Annotated in this window: 18 protein-coding genes; 11 read left to right on the top strand and 7 right to left on the bottom strand. The window is 68.0% G+C overall.

Annotated elements, in window-relative coordinates; translation table 11 throughout:
- The first annotated feature begins 107 nt into the window (after positions 1 to 107).
- Complete coding sequence (locus ACZ4N5_RS41950) at positions 108 to 371, top strand: hypothetical protein (protein WP_467762232.1); 264 nt, start codon at positions 108 to 110, stop codon at positions 369 to 371.
- Between the two features lie 88 nt (positions 372 to 459).
- On the opposite strand, the gene ACZ4N5_RS41945 is transcribed toward ACZ4N5_RS41950, so the two are convergent.
- On the bottom strand, positions 460 to 534 hold the full coding sequence (locus ACZ4N5_RS41945; RefSeq protein WP_467762234.1) for a hypothetical protein: 75 nt from the start codon (positions 532 to 534) through the stop codon (positions 460 to 462).
- Positions 535 to 894: 360 nt separating this feature from the next.
- On the opposite strand from ACZ4N5_RS41945, the gene ACZ4N5_RS41940 reads away from it, so the two are divergent.
- The 4 genes from ACZ4N5_RS41940 to ACZ4N5_RS41925 all read left to right on the top strand — a co-directional run bounded on the left by ACZ4N5_RS41940 (position 895) and on the right by ACZ4N5_RS41925 (position 3,038).
- Positions 895 to 1,383: a hypothetical protein gene (locus tag ACZ4N5_RS41940; RefSeq protein ID WP_467762231.1), complete on the top strand. Its 489-nt coding sequence runs from the start codon at positions 895 to 897 to the stop codon at positions 1,381 to 1,383.
- Positions 1,384 to 1,683: 300 nt separating this feature from the next.
- Positions 1,684 to 2,136: a hypothetical protein gene (locus tag ACZ4N5_RS41935; protein ID WP_467762230.1), complete on the top strand. Its 453-nt coding sequence runs from the start codon at positions 1,684 to 1,686 to the stop codon at positions 2,134 to 2,136.
- A gap of 72 nt (positions 2,137 to 2,208) precedes the next feature.
- A complete protein-coding gene (locus tag ACZ4N5_RS41930) occupies positions 2,209 to 2,652 on the top strand; it encodes a hypothetical protein (RefSeq protein ID WP_467762229.1) in 444 nt (147 codons plus the stop codon).
- Positions 2,634 to 3,038 carry a transposase family protein gene (locus tag ACZ4N5_RS41925; RefSeq protein WP_467762233.1) on the top strand — a complete coding sequence of 135 codons (405 nt, stop codon included), beginning with the start codon at positions 2,634 to 2,636 and terminating at the stop codon, positions 3,036 to 3,038. The genes ACZ4N5_RS41930 and ACZ4N5_RS41925 overlap by 19 nt, the downstream gene beginning before the upstream one ends.
- A gap of 34 nt (positions 3,039 to 3,072) precedes the next feature.
- Here ACZ4N5_RS41925 and ACZ4N5_RS41920 read toward each other — a convergent pair whose 3' ends face one another.
- Positions 3,073 to 3,621 carry a putative immunity protein gene (locus ACZ4N5_RS41920; protein ID WP_467762228.1) on the bottom strand — a complete coding sequence of 183 codons (549 nt, stop codon included), beginning with the start codon at positions 3,619 to 3,621 and terminating at the stop codon, positions 3,073 to 3,075.
- Between the two features lie 1,014 nt (positions 3,622 to 4,635).
- Here ACZ4N5_RS41920 and ACZ4N5_RS41915 point away from each other — a divergent pair.
- Positions 4,636 to 4,932, top strand: a complete 297-nt coding sequence (locus ACZ4N5_RS41915; RefSeq protein ID WP_467762227.1) for a hypothetical protein — start codon at positions 4,636 to 4,638, stop codon at positions 4,930 to 4,932.
- A 365-nt stretch (positions 4,933 to 5,297) separates the two neighbouring features.
- On the opposite strand, the gene ACZ4N5_RS41910 is transcribed toward ACZ4N5_RS41915, so the two are convergent.
- Positions 5,298 to 6,044 carry a phosphotransferase family protein gene (locus ACZ4N5_RS41910; protein ID WP_467762226.1) on the bottom strand — a complete coding sequence of 249 codons (747 nt, stop codon included), beginning with the start codon at positions 6,042 to 6,044 and terminating at the stop codon, positions 5,298 to 5,300.
- 281 nt (positions 6,045 to 6,325) lie between these two features.
- Between ACZ4N5_RS41910 and ACZ4N5_RS41905 the strand changes: the two genes are divergently transcribed.
- The gene (locus ACZ4N5_RS41905) at positions 6,326 to 6,679 is read left to right on the top strand and encodes a hypothetical protein (RefSeq protein ID WP_467762225.1); all 354 of its coding nucleotides are present in this window, start codon (positions 6,326 to 6,328) and stop codon (positions 6,677 to 6,679) included.
- Between the two features lie 11 nt (positions 6,680 to 6,690).
- Here the strand turns inward: ACZ4N5_RS41905 and ACZ4N5_RS41900 are convergent, their stop codons facing one another.
- The 3 genes from ACZ4N5_RS41900 to ACZ4N5_RS41890 all read right to left on the bottom strand — a co-directional run bounded on the left by ACZ4N5_RS41900 (position 6,691) and on the right by ACZ4N5_RS41890 (position 10,018).
- The gene (locus tag ACZ4N5_RS41900) at positions 6,691 to 6,894 is read right to left on the bottom strand and encodes a hypothetical protein (protein ID WP_467762224.1); all 204 of its coding nucleotides are present in this window, start codon (positions 6,892 to 6,894) and stop codon (positions 6,691 to 6,693) included.
- A 106-nt stretch (positions 6,895 to 7,000) separates the two neighbouring features.
- Positions 7,001 to 8,455 (bottom strand): Re/Si-specific NAD(P)(+) transhydrogenase subunit beta, encoded by a 1,455-nt coding sequence (gene pntB / locus ACZ4N5_RS41895; protein ID WP_467762223.1) that lies wholly within the window; start codon positions 8,453 to 8,455, stop codon positions 7,001 to 7,003.
- Between the two features lie 6 nt (positions 8,456 to 8,461).
- The gene (locus tag ACZ4N5_RS41890) at positions 8,462 to 10,018 is read right to left on the bottom strand and encodes a Re/Si-specific NAD(P)(+) transhydrogenase subunit alpha (RefSeq protein ID WP_467762222.1); all 1,557 of its coding nucleotides are present in this window, start codon (positions 10,016 to 10,018) and stop codon (positions 8,462 to 8,464) included.
- Between the two features lie 891 nt (positions 10,019 to 10,909).
- Between ACZ4N5_RS41890 and ACZ4N5_RS41885 the strand changes: the two genes are divergently transcribed.
- Positions 10,910 to 11,569 carry a DUF1707 SHOCT-like domain-containing protein gene (locus ACZ4N5_RS41885; RefSeq protein ID WP_467762221.1) on the top strand — a complete coding sequence of 220 codons (660 nt, stop codon included), beginning with the start codon at positions 10,910 to 10,912 and terminating at the stop codon, positions 11,567 to 11,569.
- Between the two features lie 191 nt (positions 11,570 to 11,760).
- Here the strand turns inward: ACZ4N5_RS41885 and ACZ4N5_RS41880 are convergent, their stop codons facing one another.
- Positions 11,761 to 12,210 carry an anthrone oxygenase family protein gene (locus ACZ4N5_RS41880; protein ID WP_467762220.1) on the bottom strand — a complete coding sequence of 150 codons (450 nt, stop codon included), beginning with the start codon at positions 12,208 to 12,210 and terminating at the stop codon, positions 11,761 to 11,763.
- 94 nt (positions 12,211 to 12,304) lie between these two features.
- Between ACZ4N5_RS41880 and ACZ4N5_RS41875 the strand changes: the two genes are divergently transcribed.
- The 3 genes from ACZ4N5_RS41875 to ACZ4N5_RS41865 all read left to right on the top strand — a co-directional run bounded on the left by ACZ4N5_RS41875 (position 12,305) and on the right by ACZ4N5_RS41865 (position 14,031).
- Positions 12,305 to 12,919 (top strand): TetR/AcrR family transcriptional regulator, encoded by a 615-nt coding sequence (locus ACZ4N5_RS41875; RefSeq protein ID WP_467762219.1) that lies wholly within the window; start codon positions 12,305 to 12,307, stop codon positions 12,917 to 12,919.
- A gap of 237 nt (positions 12,920 to 13,156) precedes the next feature.
- On the top strand, positions 13,157 to 13,591 hold the full coding sequence (locus tag ACZ4N5_RS41870; protein WP_467762218.1) for a MarR family winged helix-turn-helix transcriptional regulator: 435 nt from the start codon (positions 13,157 to 13,159) through the stop codon (positions 13,589 to 13,591).
- Positions 13,588 to 14,031: a hypothetical protein gene (locus ACZ4N5_RS41865; RefSeq protein ID WP_467762217.1), complete on the top strand. Its 444-nt coding sequence runs from the start codon at positions 13,588 to 13,590 to the stop codon at positions 14,029 to 14,031. Before ACZ4N5_RS41870 ends, ACZ4N5_RS41865 begins: the two co-directional genes overlap by 4 nt.
- The last annotated feature ends 73 nt before the right edge of the window (positions 14,032 to 14,104 follow it).

Genomic DNA, 14,104 nt, shown 5'->3' with positions numbered 1-14,104 from the left:
CAGCCCCAACGAATACGAACGCCGACACCACACCGCTAAACTCACGCTCGCCGCGTGATCAATAACCGCGTGCCCACCTTCACGGGGGAAGGCCCCACCGGGCATTTGTGGACGTCCGCCCCAAGAAGACGGATCCCGATGCCCAGGCGCGGGGTGAGGGATGGGTTCGCAGCGACGCTGAGCGCAGCTTCCACCTGGAGCACTGGGAGTACAACTGCGAACGCATCGACGGCTTCGACTACGACGTCGGAGCGTTCCTCGTCGGGTCCGCTGACGCCACGGACGAGCGCGAGCTGATCGCTGTGCTGAACGCATGGCGCGTCCGGCCTGGCCTCTTCGTCTATCCCTGGGAGAGTGAGGACCCCAAGTAGTTCGACGGATGAGCGGTCAGCTTGTGCAGTCGATCAGCTGGTGTTGCCCGGCCGAGCGTTTTGCGAGGGCGGTTGTTCAACTCGACTGCTACCGCATCCTGCGCCACCGCTCGCCGGTGCGTGTGCTGATGCCGACGGTCCTGGCAGCCTCGGCGAAGCTCATTCCTTGATCCATAAGTAGCAAGTATGTCTCCCGTTCTTGGACCAACGCTCTGTTGCCCTGTTGCCCTGTTGCCCTGGGCCTCCCGGTCCCACGGAATTCGACGTCCATTGCCACCTCTGAGCTGAGGTGTTGCAACGACCACTGGAACCAGAAGACCGGAAGTTGATGTGTCTGGTCGGGGTGCCGTGGCGGGGCTGCGGGTGGCTACGGCGAAGTCTGTTCGGACGTTCTTCGTCCGGCCTGTTGAAGGGGGTTTTGGGGACCTCGAGGTGGTGGTGGATCCGGCGCAACGGCCGGCAGGTATCAGCTGATCCCGGGGGCGGTGCTGCGTGGTCGGGGAGCGTCTGCATACTGCTGGTCATGAAGGTCTCGCCCGGCACTCGCATGCATGTGTTGCTCACCATGGTGATGGTGGTGTGTGTGGTGGCCGGCGGGGCCTGCTTCGGCTTCGTTTTCGGTGGCTGGGCGGGAGCCGCGGTGGGAGCGGGTACGACAGCCGTGGGCGTCGGGCTCGGGGGCTTCTTCCACAGCCAAATCGCGATGGATCCCTTTCCGAGCGTTCAGACCGGCGTGGCCGCGGAGGGCATCGCGGACGTGGTTGTCATGGGTGTCGCGCTGTACGAGGCCGCAGTCTTTCCGGTGATCCCTGGTGGGGTGAGCGAAAGGGAACAGAAGGCCCGCCGGACAGTGGCGTATCGGCTCGCCGCCTACGAGGGTCTTCCCCGCGCTGTTCGGATCTCGGCAGCCGGCGCGCTGGAGGTCATAGACGAGGGCCTGGACAAACAGCGCGCTCGGACGGCGTTGAAGGAATTGTCGCTCGCGGTCTACGACAGCCGCAGCGTTCATTGATCTGTCGTGCTGAGGGAGCGGATCCCTGAGTGCGCAATTCGTGCCGCACTGCGCAGTGCGGCACGACATCGTGTGCACGGGTTGGTGAGTGCACAGCATCGGGTACGCACCGCCGGTGGGGGAGTGGGGTGCACTGAGCTTCCGTCAACTTGAAATCGCAGGTCGAAGGGCTGGTATGACTGGTTCTCGGCGTGCTCACGCTGCTCGAGGGCGACAGTCTGCGGAGTAGATCATCTGGCGGAGCCGTCGATTCGCCGGTTCCTGCCCGCTGTGGCCAGACGGCCTTCTACCATCCGATGCATGCTGGATCCCGAGCGGTTGGCACGGATCACCGCGCGGCGCGCAGAACTGGACGAACTCGAAGAACAGCTGGCCAAGCAACTGGCGGAGGTGCGGGCCGAGCGGGACGAACTCGCCGCCGCCGAAAGGGTCCTTGAACGGGTGAGCGAACAACTCGCTGACGAACGCGCCTCGGCCGCGCCAATGCCCCGGAAGGTGGGCGGACGAGCGGTGATGATGATCCCGCACCGCACATCGGGCGTGGATGCCACGCTTCCGCCGGACTACCAGAGCATTCTCGCCGCCGTGCGGCAGGCCGCCGGACCGGTCATGGCCCGACAGGTCGGCGACGCGCTGGGAATCGATGTCAGCGTGCGGGCCAAACTGGAACCGCTGCGCGGGAAGCTGGTCAGACTCGTCGACCGTGGCTGGCCGCGGAAACTGCCCGACGGCCGGTTCACCACCCGTCGGTGACCAGGCGCGCCGCCATCCGAAGCAGTGCAGCGCAGGCGTAACCGGGGCGCCCCTGGCAGCCGTTGGAATTGTGTGACGAAAACCAACAAGCGCACCGAAGACACCTGCTCGCTTGTCTACCAGTGCCGTCTGCCGCTGTCCACGCGCACCGTCAACCACCTCTCTGACTTGCTGCGAGGCCATCTGAAGGCGATACGGTCAAGGTGGCGGGCCCTGCCGCCCGGGAAGATCGCGGTGATCGTCCTGGCCGTGCTGCGCCACGACCAGCGCCTGGCTGACATGGCCGGCGGCAACGACGTGTCCGAGTCCATCGTCCGTCGCTGGCGGGACGAACTGATCGGACTCTCCGCGCAGGCTCCGCGTCTGGACCGTGCCCTGAAGAAGGTCGCCAGGCAGGGCGGGGAGGTGGTGCTGATCGACGGCACCCTCATCCGCCCCCAGCGCCACGCCGGGAGGGCCGACCGGCGCACTACTCCGGCAAGCACCGCAGCCACGGCCTGCGCTTCCTCGCCCTGACCGACGAGAGGGGCCGCCTGATCTGGATATCCGCCGGCCGGCCCGGCCGCACCCACGACAACACCGCCGCCCGCCACGACCACATCCTGGCCCACCTACGCGCCGCCGGTCTCGGCGCTCTCGCGGACCTCGGCTTCCGCGGCCTGGACAACGACGCACGCGACCCCGTGATCGTCACGGGCTTCCATGCCGGCCGCACCCACAAGCTCACCGCCGGTCAGAAAGACGCCAACCGAGTCCTCGCCATCGGACGCGCCCCAGTCGAGCATGGCTTCGCCCACCTCAAGAACTGGCGGATCCTCGCCAAGCTCCGCACCGACCCCGCCCGCGCCACCCAGCTCCTGCGCGCCCTGCTTGTCCTGACGAACCTCGAAGTCAACCGCTGACGGGGGTGGGGCCGCACCGTCTGAACGTTCAAAGTCACTCAGCGGGGGTGAGTGAACGAAGGTCAGCGTCCAGCATGCGGATCAACTCACCAACCCGTCCGCCGCCACTCGGCGCCGCAGGGAAGCGTGTGAGAACGTCAACGACGGCCGGTGTCGCACGATGCACCGTCTGCTCGAGGTGTTCGGCACCAACGCTCCGATTGTCGTCGGCGGCGAGTTCGGCCGCTCTGGCCGCGTAAGCGCCAGCTCCGAGAATGTGCTTGACCTGGGTGTCCTTGGCGAGCGGATGGAGGTAGGCAGCGCCTGCCGCGGACATCGCTGCCCGAGCTGCCTCGCGCGCAGCCGCGGTGTCCGCGCTCTTGGCTGCCTTGAGTGCTGCCCACGCTCTGTCGCGCAGAGCCTTTCCTCGCTCACCACCTCGAGCGAACTCCCACGCGGCGCCGATAGCGTCTCGAGGCCTCAGGTCGTCCGGCTGATCGCCTTCGAATACCTCGAGCACCACTTCCGCGCACGCTGCAGCGAACGCGGTGACCTCACGAAGATCTTGCTTACTCAGAGCGATCTCGCTCACTTCCCCTGTCATGACTCCATCCTCGACCATTGCGCATGACAGCCAGGCGGTTGGGGCGGCTCCGGGTCGGCCCCATGCCGACTGGCTCCGAGCAGACCAGATGGTAGAAGGCCGCGTGGCCACAGCAGGCATGAACCGGCGAGCCGACCGCTCTGCCAGATGATCTACTCCGCAGACTGTCGCCCTCGACCAGCGTGAGCACGCCGAGAACCAGTCATACCAGCCCTTCGACCTGCGATTTCAAGCTGGCGGAAGCTCACTGCGAACAACGCAACGCGCACCGCGGCGAGGAAGGCGGTGCCGCTGCCCCACGGCTCCATCCGCGCCGCGTTCTTGGGTACCTGCCCGGCGTGTTTCAAGGACACGGCAAGGGCGACGTCATCACGAAGGTGACCGAGACCCGGGGACATGCTGGGTTTGGCCCCGGCAGATGCCGGCAGCCGAGGGGAAGTTCGCGCGGAACAAGGCCAGGATCGAGGGCGATGAGACGTTCCGCTTCCGTAAGCCGTCGGACCGGCGGCGCGGAGCCTCGGTGTCCACCAGGCCCGCGAGCGGCTGTTGGAAGCGATCGGCAACCCCGCTGGGACACCGCCGTCGCCCGCCGCCGCGCAGCTGCTCGGGAAGAGCAACGGCGCCGCGAGGCGCAGGAAGCCGTGGTACGGGAAGTCCGGCGCCCCTGTGTACGGACTGCGGGCACAATTTCACCGACGACCGGTGGGCGGCGGTCGACGTACCGGACTGGAGTCAGCCGCGCGAGCCGTACCTGTACCTCTGCGAGGACTGCCCGAGCCGGGCCGTCGCAGCCGAGCAGCAGGCCGAGGTTGACGAACGCGCGCGTCAGGAGCAGGAGCGCCTTTGCCAGGTGCAGGAAGTCGAGCAGCCACGCGGAAGGCTGGCGGCCGGCTCTCCCGCTTCCGCTTCCGCTTTCGCACCTGACCTGGGCAGGCCTTCCGGCGGCGACGCGGGCAAGCCCATGGCTGCCCTGGGTAAGCCCGCGTTGTCAGTGGCGGCTGGAAAGCTGGAACGATGAATGGAGATGAGCAACTGCTGCACGGCCGGGTCTACGGCCACGACCATGACGACCCCAACCCAGGCCCCCTCCCGCACCAGATTTACGCCGCGCTCATAGGCGGCCCACTGGACGGACTGCTGTTGGACATCACCGGCTGGCGCCCGGACGAAGTCGACGAGGGCGCCGCCCTGTCCACCGAGCTCGGACAGTTCCCCGGCGGGCGGTCGCTGTACGACCCGCGTCCCGGTGAACCGCGCATGCCCGGTCCCGGCGTGATGTGCCGCTTCTACTACTCCGGCGACAGCCCCTGACCGCCGCAGCGGGCTCGCCGGGCGGGTCGACCAAGGGCACGTTGGGAAGCGTGAGCCGCGCGCTGATCGTCGTACACGCGCCCTCCCGCACAGGCGGGCGGAGGGTCACCGTGCCCTCCCGGGGCCCGGGACGAGATTCTCGGCACCGCCTACAGCGATCACGATCTGATGGTGTTCCTCGAGGGCGTGGGCATCCACGAGCCCGACGGTTTCCGGGATGACGAGCCGTGGATCGAGTGGCGCGGCGGCCAGCCGCGCGCACCAGTGGAGTGCTGCCTGAGCTGTTCTCCGTCGCCCAGCGCTGCGTGGCCTGTTGTACGCCGACCGCGGCTGTGACCATTCGTGGCGGTCGGGCCCGCGCAGCCTCACATCCGGGATCTCAGCACGTCGACCTCACAGCCCGGCTCGAACGGGTCGAAGCCGTGCTCGCTCAGCCAGCGAACCACCAGCAGGCTTCGCAACGACCACCACGCGTGGATCACGTCGAGGTCGATGTCGGTGCCATAGCCGGCGACGACGTCGTCGAGGTGCTCCTCGTGTCCGAGCGTGAAGGTGGCCAGGTCGTACAGGGCATCACCCTGGCCCGCCTCGGACCAGTCGATGATGCCCGTGACCTCGTCGCCGTCGACGAAGACGTGCGCGATCTGCAGGTCGCCGTGCGTGAACGCCGGAGTCCACGGCCGGAGCGCGGCCTCGGCGACCTGGCGGTTGCGGGCGACCAGGTCAGCGGGCAGGAGACCGTTCGTCACGAGCAACTCGCACTCGTCGTCGAGTTCCGCCGCCAGCGCGACGATGCTCCGGCCGGCCCGGCCCAGCCGGGGCGGCAGCGGCGCGTCGTGCAGCTTCCGGATGGCGGCGCCCGCCGCGGCCCACGCCGCCGGCGACCCGGTCGACGGCCCGCCGAGGCGCCCAAGCGTCGTCCCCGGGAGTGCGGCGATCGCGAGCGCGGGCGGCTTGCGCCACAGGACCTCAGGGGTCGGGACCGGCGCGAGGGCCATCGCCTCGACCTCGACGTCGATGCGCGCCTGATCGGCGTCCACCTTCAGGAACACATCGCCGACGCGTAGAGTCGCGCGCTCGGAATGGGCGACCACGACTTTGACCTCATCCATGGGCGACCAGTATTCCGGGGACGACCGCCGACGTCGCCGCGTTTATCGCGTGCGATTACACGGCTGACTGCGCCCCAATACCCGGCGGCCTCGTGCGCGACACCGACCTCTGACCAGGTCAAGTCCACCACTTTTGTTAGGAGTCCGAAGTCCTGTCCCGCAATTGCTGGTCACGTCGATGGTCGGGGCGGAAACCCGGTAGCTGCTGAGTTCACGTTGCCGGTAGGGTCCGGTCTCCCGACCGGCCGCACCAACGATTCCCAGTTCAGAGAGCGATTCCCATGACCAGCCAGCAAGCAACAACGACCCTGTGGCGCCCCACCGGCCCCAAGGAGCTGGACCTGGTCCGCGATCTGAACTGGCGTGCGTGGCCACCCCGGCTCCCCGAGCAGCCGATCTTCTATCTGGTCCTCAACGAGGACTACGCGATCAGGATTGCGCGGGACTGGAACGTGAAGCACGACGGTGCCGGCTTCGTCACCCGATTCGAGGTCGAGTCGGAGTTCTTGAGCCGGTATCCCGTCCAGCAGGCCGGCGGGCGGACGATCCTCGAGCTCTGGGTTCCGGCTGAGGAGCTGGACGACTTCAACGCCCACATTGTCGGCGAGATCCGGGTGGTCCACGAGTTTCGCTGAGCTACGGAGGCTTACTGACGGGGCAGGAGATCCTGTACCGCCACCGCCACCGCCACCGCCACCGCCACCGCCACGTCCGGCCGGTGAACCTCACCCCCCAGGAGACCCCCAGGGGCGGCCCGCCCCCGCCACGCACAGTGGAACTGGCTGATCACGTAGATCACACACCAGACCTGGATCATGCCGATCACCAGGTTGCCCAGTACGCGCAGCACCGGAAGCGGTGTCCTGCGTAACACCGCTTCAAACCACGAGAAACGGGGACAGAGATGGCGATGCGGCCGTGCGTGAAGCGGAAGCCGGCCGCCCGGGGCGCGGGCCCTAGCGGGCGAGGGCGGCTTCGCTGGGCGCCTGGGTGCGGGGGTCGGAGGTGAGGGCGCGAAGGATCTCTTCGACGCTCTGCTTGGCATCGCCGAAGAGCATGCTGCTGTTCTCGCGGAAGAACAGCGGGTTCTGCACGCCCGCGTAGCCAGAAGCCATGGAGCGCTTGAAGACGACGACCTGCTCCGCCTCCCACACCCGCAGCACCGGCATGCCCGCGATCGGGCTGGTGGGATCATCCGTCGCGGCCGGGTTGACGGTGTCGTTGGCGCCGATGACCAGGACGACAGAAGTGTCGGCGAGGTCGTCGTTGATCTCGTCCATCTCCAGAACGATGTCGTACGGCACCTTGGCCTCGGCCAGCAGCACGTTCATGTGCCCGGGCAGACGGCCCGCCACGGGGTGGACGCCGAAGCGGACCTCCACGCCGCGCTCTCGCAACCGACGCGTGAGCTCTGCGACCGGGTGCTGCGCCTGTGCCACGGCCATGCCGTAGCCGGGTGTGATGACGACGGACCGAGCCTGCGTCAGAAGCTCGGCCACCTCTTGGGCATGGATCTCGCGGTGCTCGCCCTGTTCCTCGTCCCCCTGCGCGGGAGCCTCGATGCCGAATCCGCCCGCGATGACCGAGAGGAAGGACCGGTTCATCGCCTTGCACATGATGAAGGACAGGTAGGCACCCGAGGATCCGACCAGCGCGCCCGTGACGATCAGCAGGTTGTTGTCGAGCAGGAATCCCGCTGCCGCCGCGGCCCAGCCGGAATAGCTGTTGAGCATGGAGACGACGACGGGCATGTCGCCGCCGCCGATCGAGGCGACCAGATGCCAGCCCAGGACGAGCGCGAGTACCGTCACGGCGATCATCAGGCCGAGGCTCGGGCTGATCGTGAACCAGACCGTCAGCGCTGCGAACGCCACCAGCGCCGCGACGTTGAGCGCGTTCTTGCCCGGCAGAACCAGCGGACGGGAGTTGATGCGCGCTGACAGCTTGAGGAACGCGACGATCGAACCGGTGAAGGTGACCGCGCCGATGAAGATCCCGATGAACACCTCTGCGTGATGGATCTCCAGCAGGTCGGCCGTGACGTGCGTCTGCGCGGCTCCGTGCGCCTCGACCTCCAAGTAGCTGTTCCAGCCGACCAGCACCGCGGCGAGACCGACGAAGCTGTGCAGCACGGCAATGAGCTCGGGCATCTGCGTCATCTCGACCTGCCGCGCTCGCCAGATGCCGATCACAGCGCCAAGCACCATCGCGACCACGATCAGCGCGACCGCGCCTGCGGTGATGCTCTGTGCCGCGAGCACGACGGTGGCGACCAGGGCGAGGGCCATGCCGGCGATGCCGTACACGACACCGGCACGGGAGGTGCGGTGCTGGGACAACCCCGCCAGGCTGAGGATGAACAGCAGGGCGGCGACCAGGTCTGCAGCGTGGGAGGCTGTAGTTGAAGTCATTGCGGCTCAGCCCTTCGAGAACATGGACAGCATGCGGCGGGTGACGGCGAAGCCGCCAAAGATGTTCACGCTCGTCAGCAGGATCGCCACGAACGAGAGCGTGGTGACAACCGCACTCTCATGCCCGATCTGCAGCAGCGCTCCGATCACCACGATCCCGGAGATCGCGTTGGTGACTGACATCAACGGCGTGTGCAACGCGTGGTGCACCTTGCCGATCACGTAGTAGCCGATCACCACCGCCAGCGTGAAGACCGTGAAGTTCGCCGCGAGTTGCGCCGGTGCGAAGGCGACCAGGGCGAACATCGCCAGCATGCCGGCGCCGATCAGCCCGAACCGGGCCGCCGGGGTGAGCCGCGGCTCCTTCGGCTGTGCGGCCGCTGCCACAGGGGCAGGCTGCGCGGCGGTCGTGGCCGAGACGGCGACGGGCGGCGGAGGCCAGGTGATCTCGCCCTCGCGTACCACGGTCACCGCCCGCTGGACCACGTCGTCGAAGTCGATGACCAGCCGACCGTCCTTGCCGGGCGTCAGCAGCTTGAGCAGGTTCACCAGGTTGGTGCCGAACAGCTGTGAGGCTTGCGTGGGCAGCCGGGACGCGAGATCGGTGTAACCGATGATGGTGACGTCGTTGTCGGTGACCACGGTGCGGCCCGCAACGGTTCCCGCGACGTTGCCGCCCTGGGCCGCGGCCATGTCGACGATGACGCTGCCAGGCTTCATCGCCGCCACGTCCTCCGCCGTGAGGAGGCGCGGGGCGGGGCGCCCCGGGATCAGCGCGGTCGTGATGACGATGTCCACGTCCTTCGCCTGCCCGTGGTACAGCTCGGCCGCGGCGCGGTCGTAGTCGGCGGAGGTCGCCTTGGCGTAGCCGTCGGTGCTCTCCTCTTGCGCGACGTCCACCGGGAGGTATTCGCCGCCCAACGACCGCACCTGGTCGGCCACTTCCGGTCGTGGATCGGTCGCCCGAACGATCGCGCCGAGACTGGAGGCGGCGCCGATGGCAGCCAGCCCGGCCACACCCACGCCGGCCACCAGCACCTTCGCCGGCGGGACCTTGCCCGCGGCCGTCACCTGGCCGGTGAAGAAACGCCCGAACACGTGCGCCGCCTCGATCACGGCTCGGTAGCCGGCGATGTTGGCCATGGAACTGAGCACGTCCATCGACTGCGCCCGCGAGATCCGCGGCACCGCGTCCAGGGCCAGTACGGTAATTGGCCGACTCGCGAGCTCCGCAAGGAGGTCTGACCGCTGGGCCGGGCTGATCAGCCCGATCAGCGTCGCGCCGTCGGGCACGCGCGCGATCTCGCCGGGCGAAGGGGAGTTGACCTTGAGTACGATGTCCGCCTGCCAGGCGTCGCCTATTTGTGCCCCTGCGTCACAGTATGTGTCGTCCGCGAAGCCTGACGCCGTGCCGGCGTCCGACTCGACGACGACGTCGTAGCCCAGCCCCACCAACTGGCGCACTGTGGCAGGCGTCGCCGCGACACGGGTCTCCCCGGGAGTGGACTCGGCCACCACTCCGATGCACTGGGGCGGGTGGTGGGCCGATTCTTGTGCGGGCATGGCAATGTCTCCCTCAGGGGCGTGCAGTTGCGGCGGCGCGAATGTGTGATCAGGGGGAGTCCGCACCCCTTGGACGCAGGAACTTACATGGTGGAGCAGGCTGTTTGGCACAGAGAGCAACCGTGACTTGTTTCACGCAAGGGTCTCCCAGCGAACCGTTGAGCGCGCCGTGGCCCAGCCACCCTCGACGCCGCGACCACCGAGCGCACGCTGCTGCTCGCCGAGATCTACCGGCCCGGCCCGCTATGGCGCGTCCGCGCGGTCGGCCAGGAATAGAACCACCGACTGGCTGACTTCGCCCGCGGCTTCGGCGTCGACATCACGGACTGACATCGCATCCGCGCCCTGCGCCAGGCCTGGAGCAGGACATCGCCATGGAGCATCAGCTGCCGCGCACGATGCGCCCGCAGCGTCGGTGGCTACAGCGACCGGCGCCGGCAATGCTCGTGCATGGTTCGGCTGACACGACGGCACCGGCGACCGGGCGGCCCCCGAAACGCGAAACACCCCACGGCGGCCGGCCCAAGGCCGCCCGCTCGGTGGGGTGTCCGGCGCCTCCGCTCCGAGCAGCCCGAACTCTGCGGCCTTCGCCCCTACGCCTTGTTGATCTCCCATCGGATGGTGCGGAGGTCGCCTCGAAATCGATCCTCGTGTGGGTGGTGCGGCTGACAGGCCGTGGCCGTGAACGAGGTGTTGTACCGCCCCCGGGGATCCGGTTGTTGTCGCGACCGGGCCTCGGCATGGTGGATGCCACCTGCCGTGCATCGACGCTGATCCATCGCCTCTCCGTGAAGGGGCCGGCCGGGATTCATGTCGCGATATAGCGTTAGTCTTCTTCTCGCGCCGCTGCCTGCGTCGCGCGGAAACGTTCGACAGGACCAGGACGGAAGCATGTCGGGAGAGATTTCGCCTACCGGGAGGCATTCCGGCCCCGGCTCGTCGCCCGAGCTGCGAGCCTCGCATGCGGACCGGGACCGGGTGGTGGATGTGCTGCGTATCGCGGCGGGGGACGGCCTGCTGACCGCGGACGAGTTGGACGAGCGCCTGGAAGCTGCCCTGTCGGCGCGGACTTTGAGCGAGTTGACCACACTCACCGCTGACCTGCCGCCGGTACCGGCTACGGTTGGCGGAATTGGAGTAGAGGCCAAGGACATAGTTCGGATCGAACAGGTCCACAGCGGCCCGGTCGAGCGCGTGGGGCGCTGGGTGGTGCCGCGGAGGCTGGAGCTCGCGGTGACGTTCTGCGATGTGAGGCTTGACTTCACCGACGCGGTGATCACGTACGACACCTTGCGGATCGACGTGGGCATGACCGGGAAGACCCTGACGCTGGTCACGAGGCCAGGCATCGTGGTCGATACGGATGGTCTGCAGCTGGTGCACAGCGGGGTCAAGTACCGTCAGGCTTCGGCGAATCCTGATATGCCGGTCACGCTGCGAGTGGAGCTGGTCGGTCAGAAGGTCCACGGCCGCGTGGTGGTGCGGCCCCGGCGTCGGACGTTCGTGCAGTGGCTGCTGCGCAGGCCCACGCCCCCTTCTGCATGCGATTGACTCCAGCGCTGCGGAACTGTCGGCGGGGCGGTCGCCGAGGTCTCTTCAACTCGGCATCGCTCGGGTGTCGCGGGTGCGGCCGCTGCCGAAGTGAGCCTTGGTCGGCTCGACTTGCGTGTCAGGAGACCCGGGTTCGGCCCGACCGTCAACTCACCACGGCAGCTTGATGTCGTTCTACGGCGCAGACACCGTCACCGGCTGAGGGCGACCGCGAACAGGGCGAAGGCGAGCACGATCACGCCCACCCGGACGTAGTGGTAGCGGTCCCAGCGACCCGCCTGCTGCCTCCAGTCGGCGGGCCTGCCCTCCGCGGTCCAGGTCTTGGCCCGGTTGTTGATCGGCACCAGCAGCAGCACCGACATCACCACGCTCACCGCCAACAGCGCGGTGGCCGCCGTGACCAGCGAGGCGCCCGAGTCTCCCCAGGCCACGGCGGCCCAGATCGCGCCCAGCACCATCGAGCCGATGTACCAGACCGGCATGACCCGGCCGAGCACCCGGGCCCCGTCGCTGCGGGCGGCGATGCAGTTGTCGTCGGGGAGCCGGTCCAGGATCGGGTTGACGAACACCGCCACCGCGAACTCCACGCCCACCATCATTCCGACCACGACGACCGTGACGACTGCCAATGAGTTCACCATGACCCCTCCCCAGGGCTTTTTCTAGCAGCGCTAGATTCTGACGCAATACTAGACAGGTCACTGCTCACTTGTCTAGCGGTGCTAGAATCGGGGCATGTCTGTGCAGGAACGCAAAGAACGAGAGCGGGCCAACCGCCATCAGCTGATCGTCTCCACGGCCCGCGAGCTCGCCGAGGCCCAGGGCTGGGACGCGGTCACCACGCGCAAGCTCGCCGAGCGGATCGAGTACAGCCAGCCTGTCCTCTACAGCCACTTCCGGGGCAAGCGCGAGATCCTCGGGGCGGTCGCGCTGGAGGGCATGACCGAACTGACCGCTGCCCTGCGCGCGGCGGTGGTCGGGCAGCCCGCCGGGCGGCCGGCTGTGGCCGCGCTGGCCCGCGGCTACACCGACTTCGCCACCGGAAATCCAGCTCTGTACGACGCGATGTTCAGTCTCGACAACGGCCTCCCCTTCGCGGTCGAGGCCACCCCCGCACCTCTGCGCGAGGCCTTCCAGGCCCTGGTGGACCCGCTGGTGGCCCACGCGGGCCCTGACGAGGAGCCCGGCCTCTTCGTCGAGACGTTCTGGGCCGCGCTGCACGGTCTGATCACCCTCACCCGCGCCGGCCGGCTTCCCGCCGACCGGATCCCCAGCCGTATCACGCTCCTGGTCAACCGCTTCGTTGACGCCGAGGAGCAGCCCTCCGTCCGGTGGCCCCCTGTGCGTTAGCCCCTGGGGGCTGCTGAGCGAGCTCCTGGCGGACCTGGGCAGCCGCCGGTTTGCCCCGGCCCGCACGGTGGAGCGGTTCGCCGATCGCTGGACCGGGCGACGGCTGCACCCGATCGCGTCCACTATGGCGATGCGGCGGGCCAGGAGTTCGTCTACCGCCAGCCCGAGAACGCTGTCGAAGTCGATCGCCCGAGAAGGGCTTGCGGTCGTTAGTACGATTTCGTAATATACGAAATCGTGAAGTCTGAATTCGTATCCCCCGAACGGTCCGCGCTGCTGACCCTGCAGCGCGCAACCCACGCCACCTTGCACCTGATCACCAGCGAACTCGTCGATCTCGACCTGACCGCCTCCGAGATCAACGCACTGGCCAACCTCGCCGACGGCACGGGCCGCACCGTGTCCCAACTGGGCGCAGCCGTCGGTGCCCGTCCCACGACTCTGACGAGCGTGCTCGATCGCTTGGAGCGCCGCGGGCACATCACCCGTGGCACGCGCGCCGGTGACCGCCGCTCGGTGCTCATCGAACTCACCGAATCCGGGCACGCGACGGCAGCGCTGATCAAGCAGACGCTGAACGATCTCGAGAGGCGTGCGCTGGACGGCCTGCCCAGCGAGGCCGTCGCCGGCTTCTATGCCGTCCTGGATGCGCTGATAGGGGAGGGACGATGATGGCGCGCGACGACGGCGCGAACGAGAACCCCACGCCGTTCACCGAGTTGATGGGGGAGGTGATGGCCCTCGCTGAACGCTTTGGGCATCGCCAGCACATTCACCTCACGTGGTTGGCCGTCCGGCGCTACGGAACGGCCGAGGCCGTGGACCTGGTCAGCAGCGGCATCCAGCGCACCGCCCGCTACGCAGGCGTTCCGCAGAAGTACAACTCCACCGTCAGCCGGGCCTGGGTCGAGCTGGTGGGCCACCACGCGGACGAGTCGGAGGCAGCGGACTTCGACGCCTTCGCGGATCAGCATCCCGCGCTGCTCGACAAGAAGCTGCTGACTCGTTTCTACCGGCCCGCAACGCTGGCGGGCGCGGCGGCCAGGACCGGTTGGGTCGAGCCCGACCTCGCCCCCTTCCCTTGGCGGACAGGGTCGGCAGTCGGCGCGTGAGAACTGGAACCCGACGACCGGGTCGACTTGGTGGAGAGAGTGTCGCGCCAGTGGCCGGTGGCGTTACCGGCAA

Source organism: Streptomyces sp. NPDC026500 (assembly GCF_055567635.1).
The sequence above is the reverse complement of the archived record's forward strand: the minus strand, read 5'-3'. Positions and strand labels throughout refer to the sequence as shown.

Excerpts from the sequence above, each read along its gene's own strand:
- ACZ4N5_RS41940 (WP_467762231.1), top strand. The coding sequence starts at position 895 with ATGAAGGTCTCGCCCGGCACTCGCATGCATGTGTTGCTCACCATGGTG.
- ACZ4N5_RS41935 (WP_467762230.1), top strand. The coding sequence starts at position 1,684 with ATGCTGGATCCCGAGCGGTTGGCACGGATCACCGCGCGGCGCGCAGAA.
- ACZ4N5_RS41920 (WP_467762228.1), bottom strand. The coding sequence starts at position 3,621 with ATGACAGGGGAAGTGAGCGAGATCGCTCTGAGTAAGCAAGATCTTCGT.
- ACZ4N5_RS41915 (WP_467762227.1), top strand. The coding sequence starts at position 4,636 with ATGAATGGAGATGAGCAACTGCTGCACGGCCGGGTCTACGGCCACGAC.
- ACZ4N5_RS41910 (WP_467762226.1), bottom strand. The coding sequence starts at position 6,044 with ATGGATGAGGTCAAAGTCGTGGTCGCCCATTCCGAGCGCGCGACTCTA.
- ACZ4N5_RS41905 (WP_467762225.1), top strand. The coding sequence starts at position 6,326 with ATGACCAGCCAGCAAGCAACAACGACCCTGTGGCGCCCCACCGGCCCC.
- pntB (WP_467762223.1), bottom strand. The coding sequence starts at position 8,455 with ATGACTTCAACTACAGCCTCCCACGCTGCAGACCTGGTCGCCGCCCTG.
- ACZ4N5_RS41890 (WP_467762222.1), bottom strand. The coding sequence starts at position 10,018 with ATGCCCGCACAAGAATCGGCCCACCACCCGCCCCAGTGCATCGGAGTG.
- ACZ4N5_RS41885 (WP_467762221.1), top strand. The coding sequence starts at position 10,910 with ATGTCGGGAGAGATTTCGCCTACCGGGAGGCATTCCGGCCCCGGCTCG.
- ACZ4N5_RS41880 (WP_467762220.1), bottom strand. The coding sequence starts at position 12,210 with ATGGTGAACTCATTGGCAGTCGTCACGGTCGTCGTGGTCGGAATGATG.
- ACZ4N5_RS41875 (WP_467762219.1), top strand. The coding sequence starts at position 12,305 with ATGTCTGTGCAGGAACGCAAAGAACGAGAGCGGGCCAACCGCCATCAG.
- ACZ4N5_RS41865 (WP_467762217.1), top strand. The coding sequence starts at position 13,588 with ATGATGGCGCGCGACGACGGCGCGAACGAGAACCCCACGCCGTTCACC.